The sequence below is a fragment of the Streptomyces sp. NPDC060031 genome (genome assembly GCF_042736805.1).
GTDB lineage: Bacteria > Actinomycetota > Actinomycetes > Streptomycetales > Streptomycetaceae > Streptomyces.
The window spans coordinates 1-15,200 of the sequence record NZ_JBHWVM010000071.1 but is presented as its reverse complement, the minus strand read 5'-3'; the positions used below and the strand labels follow the sequence as shown (position 1 = coordinate 15,200).

Below are 15,200 nucleotides of genomic sequence, written 5' to 3'. Positions count from 1 at the left end.
CAGGAGCGACTTCACCGGGGCTCCCGCGGCCGTGCCCGCCACCCGTAAGAGGACCGTCTCGAAACCCGTCATTCCCCACCCTCCCCGAACCGTCGGTAACCTCTATGGATACCGATCGGTAACAACCCCTAGCGGCACCCCGGAGGCCGCCTCTATGGTGCGGACATGCCGAACCTGCCCGATGTCGTGCTGTGGTCCATACCCGCCTTCGTGCTGCTCACCGTCGTCGAGCTGGTGAGCTACCGCCTCCATCCCGACGAGGACGCCGCCGGGTACGACACCAAGGACGCGGTCACGAGCGTCACCATGGGGCTCGGCAGCATCGGCTTCGACCTGCTGTGGAAGATCCCGGTCGTCGCGGTCTTCACCGCGGTCCATGAACTCACCCCGCTCAGGGTGCCGTTCCTGTGGTGGACCGCCCTGCTGATGCTGCTCGCGCAGGACTTCCTCTATTACTGGCAGCACCGGCTCCACCACGTCATCCGCATCCTGTGGGCCTGCCACGTGGTCCACCACAGCAGCCGGCGGTTCAACCTCACCACCGCCCTGCGCCAGCCCTGGACCAGTGCGACCACCTGGTGGTTCTACCTCCCGATGGTGGCCCTCGGCGTGCACCCCGCGGCCATCCCGTTCTGCTACGGACTCAACCTCCTCTACCAGTTCTGGGTCCACACCGAGCGCATCGGGAAGCTGCCCCGTGCCTACGAGTACGTCTTCAACACGCCCTCCCACCACCGGGTCCACCACGCCTCCCAGGGCGGCTACCTGGACCGCAACTTCGGCGGGATCCTGATCGTCTGGGACCGGATGTTCGGCTCCTGGGTGGGGGAGACGGAGCGCCCCGTCTACGGGCTCACCAAGAACATCGACACCCACAACCCGCTGCGGGTCGCCACCCACGAGTACGCCTCCATCGCGCGCGACGTACGCGCCGCCCACAGCTGGCGCGAGCGCGCAGGACGCGTCTTCGGCGGCCCCGGCTGGCAGCCCGCCCAGCCCATCGTGCAGCCCACCGCCCAGCCCGCCGCCCCGGAGCAGGAGCGCGTCGCGTGAGCGCCACCGCCCCCCGTACGCCGTCCTGGGCGCGCCCCGTGCCCGAGGCGGGCGGCGCCGGCCGGATCCTGCTCGGCGCCTTCGGCGCGGCCGCCGCCGTCGACCTGGCCTCGCTGCTGGCCGGCTGGCACCTCGGGCACGTCCTGGCCAAACCGCTGCTGATGCCGCTGCTGGTGGCCCACGTGCTCACCCGCGGCGCGCCCCGACTGCTCGTCGCCGCCCTGCTGTTCGGGTGGGGCGGGGACCTGGCCCTGCTCTTCGACGCCGACGCTGCCTTCCTCGTCGGCATGGGCTCCTTCGCCGCCGGGCACGTCTGCTACCTCGTGCTCTTCGGCCGGGGCAGGACGAGCCCCGCGCTCGGGGGCGCGTACGCCCTCGCGCTCGTCGGGACCGTCGCGCTGCTCTGGGGCGACCTCCCGGCCGACCTGCGCGTGCCCGTCGCCGGCTACAGCCTGCTGCTCACCGCCATGGCGCTGCGCTCCAGTGCCCTCGGCCGGGCGGCGGGGCTCGGCGGGGCGCTGTTCCTGCTCTCCGACACCCTCATCGCCACCGGGGTCGCCGAGTGGCCCCAGCTGCCCCGCCCGGACTTCTGGATCATGGCCACGTACCTCGTGGCCCAGTACCTGCTGGCCGTGGGCGCGCTCACCGAGGGGCGGGCGTACCGTGGGGTGGTCATACAAGACTGAACGATCCACCCCCGAGCCGGAGGACTGCACCACCATGCGCGCCACCGTCATCCACGCCCCGCACGACATCCGCGTGGAGGAGGTGCCCGACGCTGCGATCCAGCGCCCCGAGGACGCCGTCGTCCGCGTCCTGCGCGCCTGCATCTGCGGCAGCGACCTGTGGGCCTACCGCGGCGAGGCCCAGCGCCAGCCCGGCCAGCGGATCGGCCACGAGTTCCTCGGCATCGTCGAGGAGACCGGCTCCGCCGTGTCCGGCCTGCGGCCCGGAGACCTCGTCGTGGCCCCCTTCATGTGGTCCGACGGCACCTGCGCGTACTGCTCCGAGGGCCTGTACACCTCCTGCGAGCACGGCGGCTTCTGGGGCTCGGTCGGCCACGACGGCGGCCAGGGCGAGGCCGTCCGCGTCCCGCACGCCGACGGCACCCTGGTGAAGCTGCCCGCCGAGGCCGCGTCCGACGACCACCTGCTGACCGGGCTGCTCGCGCTGTCCGACGTCATGGGCACCGGGCACCACGCCGCGCTGGGCGCCGGCGTGCGCAAGGGCGCCACGGTCGCCGTCGTCGGTGACGGCGCGGTCGGCCTGTGCGGCGTCCTCGCGGCCAAGCGCCTCGGCGCCGAGCGGATCATCGCACTGGGCCGCCACACCGCCCGTACGGACATCGCGAGGCTCTTCGGGGCCACCGACGTCGTCGCCGAGCGCGGTGAGGCCGCCGAGGCGGCCGTCCGCGAGCTCACCGGCGGCCGGGGCGCGCACGCCGTCATCGAGGCGGTCGGCACCGAGGTGTCCATGCGCACCGCCGTGAACATCACCCGCGACGGCGGGGCCGTCGGCTACGTCGGCGTCCCGCACGGCAGCGGCACCGGACTCGACCTCGGTGTCATGTTCGACCGCAACATCACCCTGCGCGGCGGTGTGGCCCCCGTCCGGGCGTACATCCCGGAGCTGCTGGAGGACGTGCTGGCCGGCACGATCGACCCGGCCCCCGTCTTCGACCGGGCCGTCTCCCTGGACGAGGTCCCGGACGGCTACCGCGCGATGGACGACCGCAGCGCGCTCAAGGTGATGATCAAGCCCTGAGCCGAGGCGAGGCATGAAAAGGGGCCGGGCGGGTGAACCCCGCCCGGCCCCCTCGCCGCGGTGACTACTTGACGGCCTTCAGCGCGTCGACCACGCCGTAGCCGTAGTAGCCGGTCTGGCCCCACTTGCTGTTGCAGGTGGTGGCGTCGACCAGCGCGCCCGTGGCGTCGTACACCTTCTCCGGGCAGGCCGCCTTGGTGGCCTGGGCCTTCAGCATCGCCTGGAGCTGCGAGGGCGTGGCGTACGGGTGCGCGCTCTTCAGCAGTGCCGCGACACCGGCGACGTGCGGGCCGGCCATCGAGGTGCCCTGCTTGTAGCCGTAGCCGCCGCCCGGGAGGGTGGACAGCACGCGGCCGTTGGCGTCCGGGGTGCCCGGGACCTGGTACTTGTCACCGCCGGGGGCCGCGACGTCGACGACGCCCAGGCCGTAGCTGGAGTAGTACGACTTGAAGCCCTGGTCACCGGTCGCGCTCACCGTGACCACACCCGGCAGCTGGGTGGGCAGGTCCAGGCAGACGTGCGGGTCTATCGTGCGCGGGACGGGGGTGCCGTCGTCCGGGCTCGTGTCGTCGACGATCGCGTTCGACGCCAGGTCGTGGTTCGAGTTGCCGGCCGAGGCCACGCTGAGCACGCCCTTGCGCTCGGCGAACTTCGTGGCCCGGGTGAGGGCCTCCACCAGTGCCTTCTGGTCGTCGTCCGACTTGCAGTTGTACAGCCAGGGGTCCACGTAGTAGCTGTTGTTGGTGACCTCGATCCCCTTCTCGGCGGCGAACATGAAGCCGCAGACGACCGCCTCGGTGTAGAAGAGGCTGGTCGCGGGCTCGCTCACCTTGATCGCGGCGACCTTCACGCCGGGCGCCACGCCGCTGATGCCGATCCCGTTGCGCGCGGCCGCGATGGTGCCCGCCACGTGGGTGCCGTGGTCGCTGCCGTCCGGGTACGGACGCCAGGCGCCCTCGGTGGTGTCGGCGACGCCGCCGACGCAGTTGGCGGACTGGCCCTTGGAGAAGTTCGGGGCGAGATCCGGGTGGGTGTCGTCCACGCCCGTGTCGATGACGCCCACCGTGACGTTCGGGCTGCCATCGTTGATCTTGTGAGCCTGGTCGGCCTTGATCGCCCGCAGGTCCCACTGGTTGGACTCCAGGGGTTCCTGCCCCGGCTCGGCCTGCGCCGCCGCCCTGGCGGCGTCCGCCGCGCTCAGCTGCTGCGTGGTGCCCTCCTCGGTGGTCTGCACCACCGAGAGGGGGGCCGTACGGGTGGCCCCGACCGACACGAACAGACTGCGCTGGGCGCGCAGCTGCTTGGCGAAGTCCGGGTTCTGGGAGTGTGCGACGACGACCCCGATCTGCTCATAGGCCGTCACCACCGTTCCGCCGGCCCGCTCGATCGACTTCTTCGCCTGCTTCACCGTGCCGTACGCGGTCAGGTTCGCGACGTACGACAGCTTGGGGCCGGAGGTGTCGGACGTGGCGGCGGCCGCCGTGCCTGCCGTGCTGCCCAGCGGCGCGGCGGAGGCCGCGACCGAGGGCAGGAAGGCGAGCGAGGCCGTGAGGGCCAGTCCGACCGGAACGGCGAGAGCGCGTCCGCGACCGGTTCCCAGATGAGCCATGGGTTCTCCACATCATCGTGACAAAGCCGTGCGGGGCGCGGTCGCGCCCGACGGGTTCATGTCACGCGAACCTAGTGCCGCTGTTCGCCTTTGCGCCATCTGTTCGAGAAATCAGCGTTCAAAAAAGATAAGCAGTCAAAGAATCAGCGGGTGTTGAACCGTCCCGACACGCCGGCCGTGCCGTTGACAAGGGGGGATCAGCGCCACCGTCCCCCCCCCACACGGAGGTTGTTTTGTCCGTAGTCCCCACCGCACCCGCGTCACAAGGAGAGTCCCCCGTGACCGAAGCAGCGTCGCCGCCGCGCAGCGCGGGAACGCCGCCGGCGAGCCCGACGGCCGAAGAGTTCGCACACGTGCAGCAGAGTGCCGAGTTCGCCGAACTGCGCAGCTCCTACCGCTCCTTCGCCTTCCCGCTCACCGTGGCCTTCATCGCCTGGTACCTGCTCTACGTCCTGCTGTCCAACTACGCGGGCGACTTCATGGGGACCAAGCTCTTCGGCAACGTCAACGTCGCCCTGGCCCTCGGCCTCGGCCAGTTCGCGACGACCTTCCTCATCGCCTGGTGGTACTCCCGCCACGCCAACGCCAAGCTCGACCCCAAGGCGGCTGCCATCAAGGCGCGGATGGAGGCCGGGGAATGAGCAGCACGCTCCACGCGTCGGCCCGGCTGACCGCGGTCGCCGCCGGCGCCACCGAGCACCGGCCGCTGATCATCACCCTCTTCGGGCTGTTCGTCGTCGCCACCCTGATCATCACCGTCTGGGCCGGCCGCCAGACCAAGGACGCCGCCGACTTCTACGCGGGCGGCCGCCAGTTCACCGGCTTCCAGAACGGCCTCGCCATCTCCGGCGACTACATGTCCGCCGCGTCCTTCCTCGGCATCGCCGGAGCCATCGCCCTCTTCGGCTACGACGGCTTCCTGTACTCCATCGGCTTCCTCGTCGCCTGGCTGGTCGCGCTGCTGCTCGTCGCCGAGCCCCTGCGCAACTCCGGCCGCTACACCATGGGCGACGTCCTCGCGTACCGGATGCGCCAGCGGCCCGTCCGCACCGCCGCGGGCACCTCCACCATCGTGGTGTCGATCTTCTACCTGCTGGCCCAGATGGCCGGCGCAGGCGTGCTCGTCTCGCTGCTCCTGGGCATCACCAGCGACGGCGGCAAGGTGGCCATCGTCGCGCTGGTCGGCCTCCTGATGATCGTCTACGTGACCATCGGCGGCATGAAGGGCACCACCTGGGTGCAGATGGTCAAGGCCGTCCTGCTCATCGCGGGCACCCTGCTGATCACCTTCCTGGTGCTGCTGAAGTTCGACTTCAACATCTCCGACCTGCTGGGCAAGGCCGCCGAGAACAGCGGCCGGGGCGCCAAATTCCTGGAGCCGGGCCTGAAGTACGGCAAGGACTCGACCACGAAGCTGGACTTCATCTCGCTCGGCCTCGCCCTGGTCCTGGGCACCGCTGGCCTGCCGCACATCCTGATCCGCTTCTACACCGTTCCCACCTCGAAGGCCGCGCGCAAGTCCGTGAACTGGGCCATCGGCATCATCGGCGGGTTCTACCTGATGACCATCGCCCTCGGTTTCGGCGCCGCCGCGCTGCTCGACCGGGACGAGATCATCAAGTCCAACAAGGCGGGCAACACGGCGGCCCCGCTGCTCGCCCAGGCCGTCGGCGGCGGCGCCGACTCCACCGGCGGCGCGATCCTGCTCGCCGTGATCTCGGCGGTGGCCTTCGCCACCATCCTCGCGGTCGTCGCGGGCCTCACCCTCGCCTCCTCTTCCTCCTTCGCCCACGACATCTACGTGAACGTGATCCGCAAGGGCGAAGCCACCGAGAAGGAGGAGGTGCGGGCCGCCCGCTGGTCCACCGTGGTCATCGGCGCCGTCGCCATCGGCCTCGGAGCCATGGCCCGCGACCTCAACGTCGCCGGCCTGGTCGCCCTCGCCTTCGCGGTCGCCGCCTCCGCCAACCTGCCGACGATCCTCTACAGCCTCTTCTGGAAGCGCTTCACCACCCGGGGCGCGCTGTGGTCCATCTACGGAGGCCTGGTCTCCTCGGTCGTCCTGGTGCTCTTCTCCCCGGTCGTGTCCGGGAAGCCCACCTCGATGTTCAAGGACGCCGACTTCTACTGGTTCCCGCTGGAGAACCCCGGGATCATCTCCATCCCGCTCGGCTTCCTGCTGGGCTGGCTGGGAACCGTACTGTCCAAGGAGAAGGCCGACCCCCAGAAGTTCGCGGAGCTGGAGGTGCGCTCCCTGACCGGCACCGGCGCCCACTGACGTCCCGCACCTCTGCGAGATGCTCCGAACACCCAGCGTGGCCGCGTCGTACTTCCCTACGACGCGGCCGCGCTGGGTCTCGTTCGTTCGGGCGCCCTTACTTGTAACAGGCGTCGCGTAGGCTCGAACGAAGCGCAGCAATAGTCATCCCAAAGCGGCGCAAACCCTATACAACCGGACAGGGGAGGGGGCCCACAGTGCTTCTCGACACGTACGGCCGCGTGGCCACTGACCTGCGCGTCTCGCTCACCGACCGGTGCAATCTGCGCTGTACCTACTGCATGCCCGAAGAGGGCCTGCAGTGGCTCGGCAAGTCCGATCTGCTCAGCGACGAAGAGATCGTCCGGCTGATCCGCATCGCGGTCACGCAGCTCGGGATCACCGAGGTCCGCTTCACCGGCGGCGAGCCGCTGCTGCGGCCCGGCCTGGTCGGGATCGTCGAGCAGTGCGCGGCCCTGGAGCCCCGTCCCCGGATGTCGCTGACCACCAACGGCATCGGCCTCAAGCGCACCGCCGGGGCGCTGAAGGCCGCGGGCCTGGACCGGGTAAACGTTTCCCTGGACACCCTGCGCCCCGACGTGTTCAAGACCCTCACCCGCCGCGACCGGCACCACGACGTCATCGACGGCATGGCGGCGGCCCGCGAGGCCGGCCTCACCCCGGTGAAGGTCAATGCCGTCCTGATGCCCGGGCTCAATGACGACGAAGCCCCCGACCTGCTCGCCTGGGCCGTGGAGAACGAGTACGAGCTCCGCTTCATCGAGCAGATGCCGCTCGACGCCCAGCACGGCTGGAAGCGCGACGGCATGATCACCGCCGGGGACATCCTGGCGTCCCTGCGCACCCGCTTCACGCTCACCGAGGAAGGCGCCGACGAGCGCGGCTCCGCCCCGGCCGAGCGCTGGGTCGTCGACGGCGGCCCGGCCACCGTCGGCGTCATCGCCTCCGTCACCCGCCCGTTCTGCGGGGCCTGCGACCGTACGCGGCTCACCGCCGACGGCCAGGTCCGTACGTGCCTGTTCGCCACCGAGGAGTCGGACCTGCGCGCCGCCCTGCGCTCGGGCGCCCCGGACGAGGAGATCGCCCGGCTGTGGAAGGTGGCGATGTGGGGCAAGAAGGCGGGGTCCGGTCTGGACGACCCGTCCTTCCTCCAGCCCGACCGGCCGATGTCGGCGATCGGCGGCTGAGCCACTCAGCCGCTCAGCCGCTCAGCCGCTCCGAGCCCTCCGGCTGTACCCACGCGTCGAGCTTCACGACGTCCTTGAGGAAACCGCGGACCCCCAGGAACTGGGAGAGGTGTTCGCGGTGCTCCTCGCATGCCAGCCAGGTCTTGCGGCGCTCCGGCGCGTGCAGCTTCGGGTTGTTCCATGCCAGGACCCAGACGGCCGCGTCGCGGCAGCCCTTGGCGGAGCAGGTGGGAGCGGCATCGGTCCCGGAGGAGTCAGGGAAGCCGGTGGAGTCAGGGGAGTTCACGCCTCAACCCTACAAACCCCTGAAACGGGAAAGCGACGCCGAGCAGCCACGGGGGGAGCTGCCCGGCGTCGGTCCGTCGCTCCGACGGGGGATGCGGAGCGCGTAGGCAGTATGTCACGCAGGACCCGGTGCGGTGCACCGGAACTTCATGATTGATCTGAGCTCTTCTTGAGGTTTCCCGTCTCCAGCGCCGGGTGCACCGGGGCCGGGACGAAGTGAGAGGGCAGCGAGGGCGCCGACTCGCGCCCCGCGTTGGCGATGACCACCGCCACGTACGGCAGCAGGGCGCCCGCGACCAGAGTCACGATCGCCACGGGCCGCTGCACGTTCCACAAGACCACGGTCGCGATGACCGACAGCGTCCTGATGGCCATCGAGATCACGTACCGGCGCTGGCGGCCCCGCACGTCCTCGGCGAGCCCCATCCGCGCTCCGGTGATCCGGAAGACCTCGGTCCCGTTCCGCTTCGTCCGCTGCACACTCCACCACCCGATCAACCGCCGGACACTCCCCGGCCCGGACCCCTTCCACCGTACGCCCGGCGTCCGGAGTCGGGGAGAGCGGGTGTCCCCCGAACGGAGCCGTCCGGAATGCGCGGTACGCCGGACGGTCCGAGACTGGGCCCACATGCGCACAACGCGCCAGGAGGAGGCTCGACATGCATTGGTTGTGGGCGATCATCGTCGGTTTTGTGCTGGGCCTCATCGCCCGGGCCATCCTGCCGGGAAAGCAGCACCAGCCCCTCTGGCTCACCGTGATCTTCGGCATCATCGGCGGCGTGCTCGGCAACGCGGTCGCCACCTGGATCGGTGTCAATGACACCAAGGGCATCGACTGGATCCGGCACTTGCTGCAGCTTGCCGGAGCCGTCCTCATCGTCGGACTCGGCGACATGATCTACATGGCGGTCCGGGGCAACAAGCGTCAGATGACCTGAGGTCGTCCGCGGACCCGGGACATGACGGAGGGGCCGGTCGGACCATGCGCCCGAACCGGCCCCTCCGCCGTGCCGCGCCCTACGGGCGTACGAGCGGTCAGCCCGTGACCTCGACCGCGGCCAGGTTCTTCTTGCCGCGGCGCAGCACCAGCCAGCGCCCGTGCAGCAGGTCCTCCTTGGCGGGGACCGCGTCCTCGGCGGTGACCTTCACGTTGTTCACGTAGGCGCCGCCCTCCTTCACGGTCCGGCGCGCGGCCGACTTGCTGGCCACCAGCCCGGTCTCCGCGAACAGGTCGACCACCAGGCCCGGCTCGGCGACCTTCGTGTGCGGCAGCTCCGACAGGGCCGCCGCCAAGGTGGCCTCGTCCAGCTCCGTCAGCTCGCCCTGACCGAACAGCGCCTTCGACGCGGCGATCACGGCGGCTGTCTGGCCGGCGCCGTGCACCAGCGTCGTCAGCTCCTCCGCCAGCGCCCGCTGGGCGGCGCGCGCCTGCGGCCGCTCGGCGGTCTGGGCCTCCAGCTCCTCGAGCTCCTCGCGGGACTTGAAGGACAGGATCCGCATGTAGGTGGAGATGTCCCGGTCGTCCACGTTCAGCCAGAACTGGTAGAACGCGTACGGGGTGGTCATCTCCGGGTCGAGCCAGACGGCGCCGCTCTCGGACTTGCCGAACTTGGTGCCGTCCGCCTTGACCATCAGCGGGGTGGCCAGCGCGTGCACGTGCGCGCCCGGCTCCAGGCGGTGGATCAGGTCGAGACCGGCCGTCAGGTTGCCCCACTGGTCGGACCCGCCCTGCTGCAGCACGCAGCCGTAGCGCCGGTACAGCTCCAGGAAGTCCATGCCCTGGAGCAGCTGGTAGCTGAACTCCGTGTAGCTGATGCCCTGGTCGGACTCCAGGCGCCGGGCGACCGAGTCCTTCGTCAGCATCTTGTTGACGCGGAAGTGCTTGCCGATGTCCCGGAGGAACTCGATGGCGGACATGCCCGCCGTCCAGTCCAGGTTGTTCACCATGACCGCCGCGTTCTCGCCCTCGAAGGACAGGAACGGCTCGATCTGGGTGCGCAGCCGCGTCACCCAGTTCGCGATGGTCTCCGGGTCGTTCAGCGTCCGCTCGGCGGTCGGCCGCGGGTCGCCGATCTGGCCGGTGGCCCCGCCGACCAGCGCCAGCGGCCGGTTGCCGGCCAGCTGGAGCCGACGCACGGTGAGCACCTGGACCAGGTGCCCCACGTGCAGCGAGGCCGCGGTCGGGTCGAAGCCGCAATAGAACGTGACCGGACCGTCCGCGAACGCCTTGCGCAGCGCTTCTTCATCGGTGGACTGGGCGAAGAGCCCACGCCACTTCAGTTCGTCGACGATGTCCGTCACGGTCTCTCGACTCCTTCGAATGATGGGATTGCCGTCTCAGTCTATGGGGGTCAGACCCCCTTGCTGACCGAGCTCATGTTGAAGTCCGGGATGCGCAGGGCCGGCATCGCGGCCCGGGTGAACCAGTCGCTCCACTCCCGCGGCAGGGTCTTCTCGGTCCGCCCGGCCTCCGTGGCCCGCGACAGCAGGTCCACCGGCGACTCGTTGAAGCGGAAGTTGTTGACCTCGCCGACGACCTGGCCGTTCTCCACCAGGTAGACGCCGTCCCGGGTCAGCCCCGTGAGCAGCAGCGTGGCCGGGTCCACCTCGCGGATGTACCAGAGGCAGGTCAGCAGCAGCCCCCTCTCGGTGGCGGCCACCATCTCCTCCAGCGACTTGTCGCCGCCCCCGTCCAGGATCAGGTTCCCGAAGGCGGGGGAGACCGGCAGCCCGGTCAGGCCCGCGCTGTGCCGCGTCGTGGTCAGCCGGGCCAGCTCGCCGCCGCTGATCCACTCGGTCGCCGGGACCGGCAGGCCGTTGTCGAAGACCGAGGCGTCGTCGCCCGAGCTGTGCGCGATGACGAACGGCGCGGACTCCAGCCCGGGCGCGTTCGGGTCGCTGCGCAGGGTCAGCGGCAGCTCGGAGAGCTTCTCGCCGAGCCGGGTGCCGCCGCCGGGCTTGGAGAAGACCGTCCGGCCCTCCACGGCGTCGCGGGCCGCCGCCGACCACATCTGGTAGATCAGCAGGTCCGCCACGGCCGTCGGCGGCAGCAGCGTCTCGTACCGCCCGGCGGGCAGTTCGATCTTCCGCTCCGCCCAGCCCAGGCGTACGGCGAGCTCCGCGTCCAGCACGGTCGGGTCCACGTCCTTGAAGTCCCGGGTGGAGCGGCCCGCCCAGGCGGAGCGCTGCCGGTCGGGGGACTTGGCGTTCAGTTCGAGGGTGCCCATGGGCTGGTCGTGGCGCAGCCGCAGCCCCGTGGAGGTGCCGACGTACGTGGACACCAGCTCGTGGTTGGCGAAGCCGTACAGCTCCCGGCCGCCCGCCCGGGCCCGGGCGAAGGCTTCGCCGAGCGCCGGAGCGAAGTCGGCGAACACCGCCGAGGAGGTCTCCGCCGGGGCATCGGTGAAGTCCGGCGAGGCAGGGGTCCCGGTCACCAGCGGCTGGGCGTCCTCGGCGGGGTCCGCGCCCCGGGCGGCCGCCTCGGCGGCCCGTACCAGCGGTTCCAGGTCGGCGGCGGTGACGGCGGAGCGCGAGACGACCCCCGAGGCCGTGCCCTCCTTGCCGTCGACCGTCGCGATGACCGTCAGGGTCCGGCCGCGTGTGACGCCGTTGGTGGTGAGCGCGTTGCCCGCCCAGCGCAGGTTGGCGGTGGACTCCTCGTCGGCGATGACGACGCAGCCGTCCGCGGTGGACAGCTCCAGGGCCCGCTCGACGATCTCGTGGGGCTTGGTCGTGCGACTCGTCGACATCAGCGTCCCGCCTCCTGCGTGGTGTTCAAGATGTTCACGTCGCGGAACAGCGCGGACGGGCAGCCGTGCGAGACGGCCGCGACCTGACCCGGCTGGGCCTTTCCGCAGTTGAAGGCGCCGCCCAGGACATAGGTCTGCGGACCGCCGACCTTTTCCATCGAGCCCCAGAATTCGGTGGTCGTCGCCTGGTACGCGACGTCGCGCAGCTGACCGGCCAGCTTGCCGTTCTCGATCCTGTATGCCCGTTGCTGCGTGAACTGGAAGTTGTAGCGCTGCATGTCGATCGACCAGGAGCGGTCGCCGACCACGTAGATCCCGCGCTCCACCCCGCCGATCAGATCCTCCGTGGACAGCCCGCCCGGATCCGGCTGCAGCGAGACGTTCGCCATCCGCTGCACCGGCACGTGCCCGGGGGAGTCGGCGAAGGCGCAGCCGTTGGAGCGCCCGAGGCCGGTCAGCTTCGCGATCCGCCGGTCCAGCTGGTAGCCGACCAGCGTGCCGTCCTTGACCAGGTCCCAGCTCTGCCCCTCGACGCCCTCGTCGTCGAAGCCGACGGTCGCCAGCCCGTGCTCGGCGGTCCGGTCACCCGTCACGTTCATGATCGAGGAGCCGTACCTGAGCTTGCCCAGCTGGTCGAAGGTGGCGAAGGAGGTCCCCGCGTACGCCGCCTCGTAGCCCAGCGCCCGGTCCAGCTCGGTGGCGTGCCCGATCGACTCGTGGATGGTGAGCCACAGGTTGGACGGGTCCACGACCAGGTCGTAGCGGCCGGACTCGACGCTCGGCGCCCGCATCTTCTCGGCGAGCAGGCCGGGGATCTGCTCCAGCTCGGCGTCCCAGTCCCAGCCGGTGCCGGTCAGGTACTCCCAGCCGCGCCCGGCCGGCGGGGCGATGGTGCGCATCGAGTCGAACTCGCCCGTGGCGGCGTTCACGGCGACCGCGGTGAGCTGCGGGTGGATCCGCACCCGCTGCTGGGTGGTGGAGGTGCCCGCGGTGTCGGCGTAGAACTTGTTCTCGTGGACGGCGAGCAGCGAGGCGTCCACGTGGGCCACGCCCTCGGCCGCCAGCAGCCGGGAGCTGAAGTCGGCGAGCAGCGCCGCCTTCTCCGCGTCCGGTACCTCGAACGGGTTCACGTCGTACGCCGAGATCCACGTCCGGTCCGCGTGCACCGGCTCGTCCGCGAGCTCGACGCGCTCGTCCGAACCCGCCGCCTTGATCACCTGGGCCGACAGCTTCGCCATGGCCACGGCCTGCGAGGCCACCTTGGCGGCGGCGTCCATGGTCAGGTCCACACCGGAGGCGAACCCCCAGCTCCCCCCGTGCACGACCCGGACCGCGTATCCCAGGTCGGTGGTGTCGGACCCGCCGGACGGCTTGGCGTCGCGCAGCCGCCAGGAGGCGCTGCGGATCCGCTCCAGCCGGAAGTCGGCATGGTCGGCGCCCAGCGCGCGGGCCCGCGCGAGCGCCGCGTCGGCGAGCGCCCGCAAGGGCAGCGCGGTGAAGGCCGCGTCGATGGAATGGGGCACGGAAGTCCTCCCGGGGTCGGAGCCGGTCGCCTCGATCATGTCGCGCTCGCGGCTGTTGTGCCTACATCTTTCTGTAGGGACTCGACAGAGCCCGTCCCAAGGCCCTGTGGGAGCCCGATTCTCCGTACGGGCGATGCGACCTATAGGTTTTTGGTATTCAGAGCCGCTAGTCGAAAGGGTGATCCGTTGAGCCGCTCGGTTCTCGTCACCGGAGGTAACCGGGGCATCGGCCTCGCCATCGCCCGAGCTTTCGCGGAGGCCGGGGACAAGGTCGCGATCACGTACCGGTCGGGCGAGCCGCCGGAGGAGCTCGCCGCGCTCGGCGTGCTGGCCGTGCGCTGCGACATCACCGACTCCGAGCAGGTGGAGCAGGCCTACAAGGAGATCGAGGACAAGCACGGCGCCGTCGAGGTGCTGGTGGCCAACGCCGGCATCACCAAGGACACCCTGCTCATGCGGATGTCCGAGGAGGACTTCGCGTCGGTCGTCGACACCAACCTCACCGGCACCTTCCGCGTGGTCAAGCGAGCCAACCGAGGCATGCTGCGCGCCAAGAAGGGCCGCGTCGTCCTGATCTCCTCGGTGGTCGGACTGCTGGGCTCGGCGGGCCAGGCCAACTACGCCGCCTCCAAGGCGGCCCTGGTCGGCTTCGCCCGCTCCCTCGCCCGGGAACTGGGCTCCCGCAACATCACCTTCAACGTCGTCGCCCCCGGTTTCGTGGACACCGACATGACGAAGGTGCTCACCGACGAGCAGCGCGCGGGCATCGTCGGCCAGGTGCCCCTGGGCCGCTACGCGCAGCCCGAGGAGATCGCGGCAGCCGTGAGCTTCCTGGCGTCCGACAACGCCGCGTACATCACTGGAGCCGTCATTCCCGTTGACGGCGGATTGGGCATGGGTCACTGATCACCATGAGCGGAATTCTCGACGGCAAGCGCATCCTCATCACCGGGGTGCTGATGGAGTCGTCCATCGCCTTCCACACCGCCCGGCTGGCCCAGGAGCAGGGCGCCGAGGTCATCCTCACCGCGTTCCCGCGGCCGACGCTGACCGAGCGCATCGCCCGCAAGCTGCCCAAGCCCGCCAAGGTGATCGAGCTCGACGTCACCAACGACGAGCACCTGGCCCGGCTGGAGGAGCTCGTCCGCGCGGAGCTCGGCGGCCTCGACGGCGTCGTCCACTCCATCGGCTTCGCGCCGCAGGACGCCCTGGGCGGCAACTTCCTGAACACCCCCTTCGAGTCGGTCGCGACCGCGATGCACGTCTCGGCGTTCTCGCTGAAGTCGCTGACCATGGCCTGCAAGCCGCTCTTCTCGGCGGAGGGCGCGGCCGTCGTCGGCCTGACCTTCGACGCGCAGTACGCGTGGCCGCAGTACGACTGGATGGGTCCGGCCAAGGCGGCCCTGGAGGCCACCAGCCGCTACCTCGCCCGCGACCTGGGCAAGGAGAAGATCCGCTGCAACCTGGTCTCGGCCGGTCCGATCGGCTCGATGGCCGCGAAGTCCATCCCCGGCTTCTCCGAGCTGGCGGACGTCTGGAACCACCGCTCCCCGATGGAGTGGGACATGAGCGACCCGGAGCCGGCGGGCAAGGGCGTCGTGGCCCTGCTGTCGGACTGGTTCCCCAAGACCACCGGCGAGATCGTCCACGTGGACGGCGGCCTGCACGCGATGGGTGCCTGACCGCGTCGACCGCGGGCCCGCCCCCGGGCCGGCTCCATCCGTACGGCGGCGGCCGCGTCTTCCTTCCGGG

The 15,200-nt window shown here is 70.5% G+C and carries 15 protein-coding genes; 9 read left to right on the top strand and 6 right to left on the bottom strand.

All coding sequences use genetic code 11. The annotated features are described in order from the left end of the window. The first annotated feature begins 165 nt into the window (after positions 1-165). The 3 genes from ACFWB8_RS26790 to ACFWB8_RS26780 are packed head-to-tail and all read left to right on the top strand — an operon-like array spanning position 166 to position 2,817. Positions 166-1,053 (top strand): sterol desaturase family protein, encoded by an 888-nt coding sequence (locus ACFWB8_RS26790; protein ID WP_385232189.1) that lies wholly within the window; start codon positions 166-168, stop codon positions 1,051-1,053. Continuing rightward, positions 1,050-1,739, top strand: coding sequence for a lysoplasmalogenase (locus ACFWB8_RS26785; protein ID WP_385232186.1), 690 nt, complete (start codon positions 1,050-1,052; stop codon positions 1,737-1,739). Before ACFWB8_RS26790 ends, ACFWB8_RS26785 begins: the two co-directional genes overlap by 4 nt. Before the next feature lie 34 nt (positions 1,740-1,773). Next, positions 1,774-2,817, top strand: coding sequence for a zinc-dependent alcohol dehydrogenase family protein (locus ACFWB8_RS26780; protein ID WP_385232183.1), 1,044 nt, complete (start codon positions 1,774-1,776; stop codon positions 2,815-2,817). Positions 2,818-2,881: 64 nt separating this feature from the next. Here ACFWB8_RS26780 and ACFWB8_RS26775 read toward each other — a convergent pair whose 3' ends face one another. After that, a complete protein-coding gene (locus tag ACFWB8_RS26775) occupies positions 2,882-4,426 on the bottom strand; it encodes a S8 family serine peptidase (protein ID WP_385232180.1) in 1,545 nt (514 codons plus the stop codon). 278 nt (positions 4,427-4,704) lie between these two features. Here ACFWB8_RS26775 and ACFWB8_RS26770 point away from each other — a divergent pair, with 278 nt between their 5' ends. From ACFWB8_RS26770 to moaA, 3 genes are all read left to right on the top strand, one after another. Beyond that, a complete protein-coding gene (locus tag ACFWB8_RS26770) occupies positions 4,705-5,067 on the top strand; it encodes a DUF485 domain-containing protein (RefSeq protein ID WP_385232177.1) in 363 nt (120 codons plus the stop codon). Beyond that, positions 5,064-6,704 carry a cation acetate symporter gene (locus ACFWB8_RS26765; RefSeq protein WP_385232174.1) on the top strand — a complete coding sequence of 547 codons (1,641 nt, stop codon included), beginning with the start codon at positions 5,064-5,066 and terminating at the stop codon, positions 6,702-6,704. The genes ACFWB8_RS26770 and ACFWB8_RS26765 overlap by 4 nt, the downstream gene beginning before the upstream one ends. Before the next feature lie 197 nt (positions 6,705-6,901). Further along, positions 6,902-7,891 carry a GTP 3',8-cyclase MoaA gene (gene moaA, locus ACFWB8_RS26760; protein WP_385232171.1) on the top strand — a complete coding sequence of 330 codons (990 nt, stop codon included), beginning with the start codon at positions 6,902-6,904 and terminating at the stop codon, positions 7,889-7,891. A gap of 13 nt (positions 7,892-7,904) precedes the next feature. Here moaA and ACFWB8_RS26755 read toward each other — a convergent pair whose 3' ends face one another. Then, a complete protein-coding gene (locus ACFWB8_RS26755; protein WP_385232168.1) occupies positions 7,905-8,177 on the bottom strand; it encodes a hypothetical protein in 273 nt (90 codons plus the stop codon). A gap of 146 nt (positions 8,178-8,323) precedes the next feature. Next, entirely contained in the window at positions 8,324-8,656 is a 333-nt protein-coding gene (locus ACFWB8_RS26750; protein ID WP_385232165.1) for a DUF3099 domain-containing protein, read from the bottom strand. Positions 8,657-8,835: 179 nt separating this feature from the next. Here ACFWB8_RS26750 and ACFWB8_RS26745 point away from each other — a divergent pair, with 179 nt between their 5' ends. Further along, on the top strand, positions 8,836-9,114 hold the full coding sequence (locus ACFWB8_RS26745) for a GlsB/YeaQ/YmgE family stress response membrane protein (RefSeq protein WP_385232162.1): 279 nt from the start codon (positions 8,836-8,838) through the stop codon (positions 9,112-9,114). 97 nt (positions 9,115-9,211) lie between these two features. Here ACFWB8_RS26745 and tyrS read toward each other — a convergent pair whose 3' ends face one another. The 3 genes from tyrS to ACFWB8_RS26730 are packed head-to-tail and all read right to left on the bottom strand — an operon-like array spanning position 9,212 to position 13,487. Continuing rightward, positions 9,212-10,477: a tyrosine--tRNA ligase gene (gene tyrS / locus ACFWB8_RS26740; RefSeq protein WP_385232159.1), complete on the bottom strand. Its 1,266-nt coding sequence runs from the start codon at positions 10,475-10,477 to the stop codon at positions 9,212-9,214. 50 nt (positions 10,478-10,527) lie between these two features. Beyond that, entirely contained in the window at positions 10,528-11,925 is a 1,398-nt protein-coding gene (locus ACFWB8_RS26735; RefSeq protein ID WP_385232155.1) for a metallopeptidase TldD-related protein, read from the bottom strand. After that, positions 11,925-13,487 carry a TldD/PmbA family protein gene (locus tag ACFWB8_RS26730; RefSeq protein WP_385232152.1) on the bottom strand — a complete coding sequence of 521 codons (1,563 nt, stop codon included), beginning with the start codon at positions 13,485-13,487 and terminating at the stop codon, positions 11,925-11,927. The genes ACFWB8_RS26735 and ACFWB8_RS26730 overlap by 1 nt, the downstream gene beginning before the upstream one ends. Positions 13,488-13,634: 147 nt before the next feature. On the opposite strand from ACFWB8_RS26730, the gene fabG reads away from it, so the two are divergent. Then, entirely contained in the window at positions 13,635-14,354 is a 720-nt protein-coding gene (gene fabG / locus ACFWB8_RS26725; RefSeq protein ID WP_385232149.1) for a 3-oxoacyl-[acyl-carrier-protein] reductase, read from the top strand. A gap of 5 nt (positions 14,355-14,359) precedes the next feature. Continuing rightward, complete coding sequence (fabI, locus tag ACFWB8_RS26720; RefSeq protein ID WP_385232146.1) at positions 14,360-15,130, top strand: enoyl-ACP reductase FabI; 771 nt, start codon at positions 14,360-14,362, stop codon at positions 15,128-15,130. Positions 15,131-15,200 lie beyond the last annotated feature (70 nt).

Coding starts and splice junctions, on each gene's coding strand:
- ACFWB8_RS26780 (WP_385232183.1), top strand. CDS start 1,774: ATGCGCGCCACCGTCATCCACGCCCCGCACGACATCCGCGTGGAGGAG.
- ACFWB8_RS26790 (WP_385232189.1), top strand. CDS start 166: ATGCCGAACCTGCCCGATGTCGTGCTGTGGTCCATACCCGCCTTCGTG.
- ACFWB8_RS26775 (WP_385232180.1), bottom strand. CDS start 4,426: ATGGCTCATCTGGGAACCGGTCGCGGACGCGCTCTCGCCGTTCCGGTC.
- ACFWB8_RS26730 (WP_385232152.1), bottom strand. CDS start 13,487: ATGATCGAGGCGACCGGCTCCGACCCCGGGAGGACTTCCGTGCCCCAT.
- ACFWB8_RS26765 (WP_385232174.1), top strand. CDS start 5,064: ATGAGCAGCACGCTCCACGCGTCGGCCCGGCTGACCGCGGTCGCCGCC.
- fabI (WP_385232146.1), top strand. CDS start 14,360: ATGAGCGGAATTCTCGACGGCAAGCGCATCCTCATCACCGGGGTGCTG.
- ACFWB8_RS26735 (WP_385232155.1), bottom strand. CDS start 11,925: ATGTCGACGAGTCGCACGACCAAGCCCCACGAGATCGTCGAGCGGGCC.
- ACFWB8_RS26745 (WP_385232162.1), top strand. CDS start 8,836: ATGCATTGGTTGTGGGCGATCATCGTCGGTTTTGTGCTGGGCCTCATC.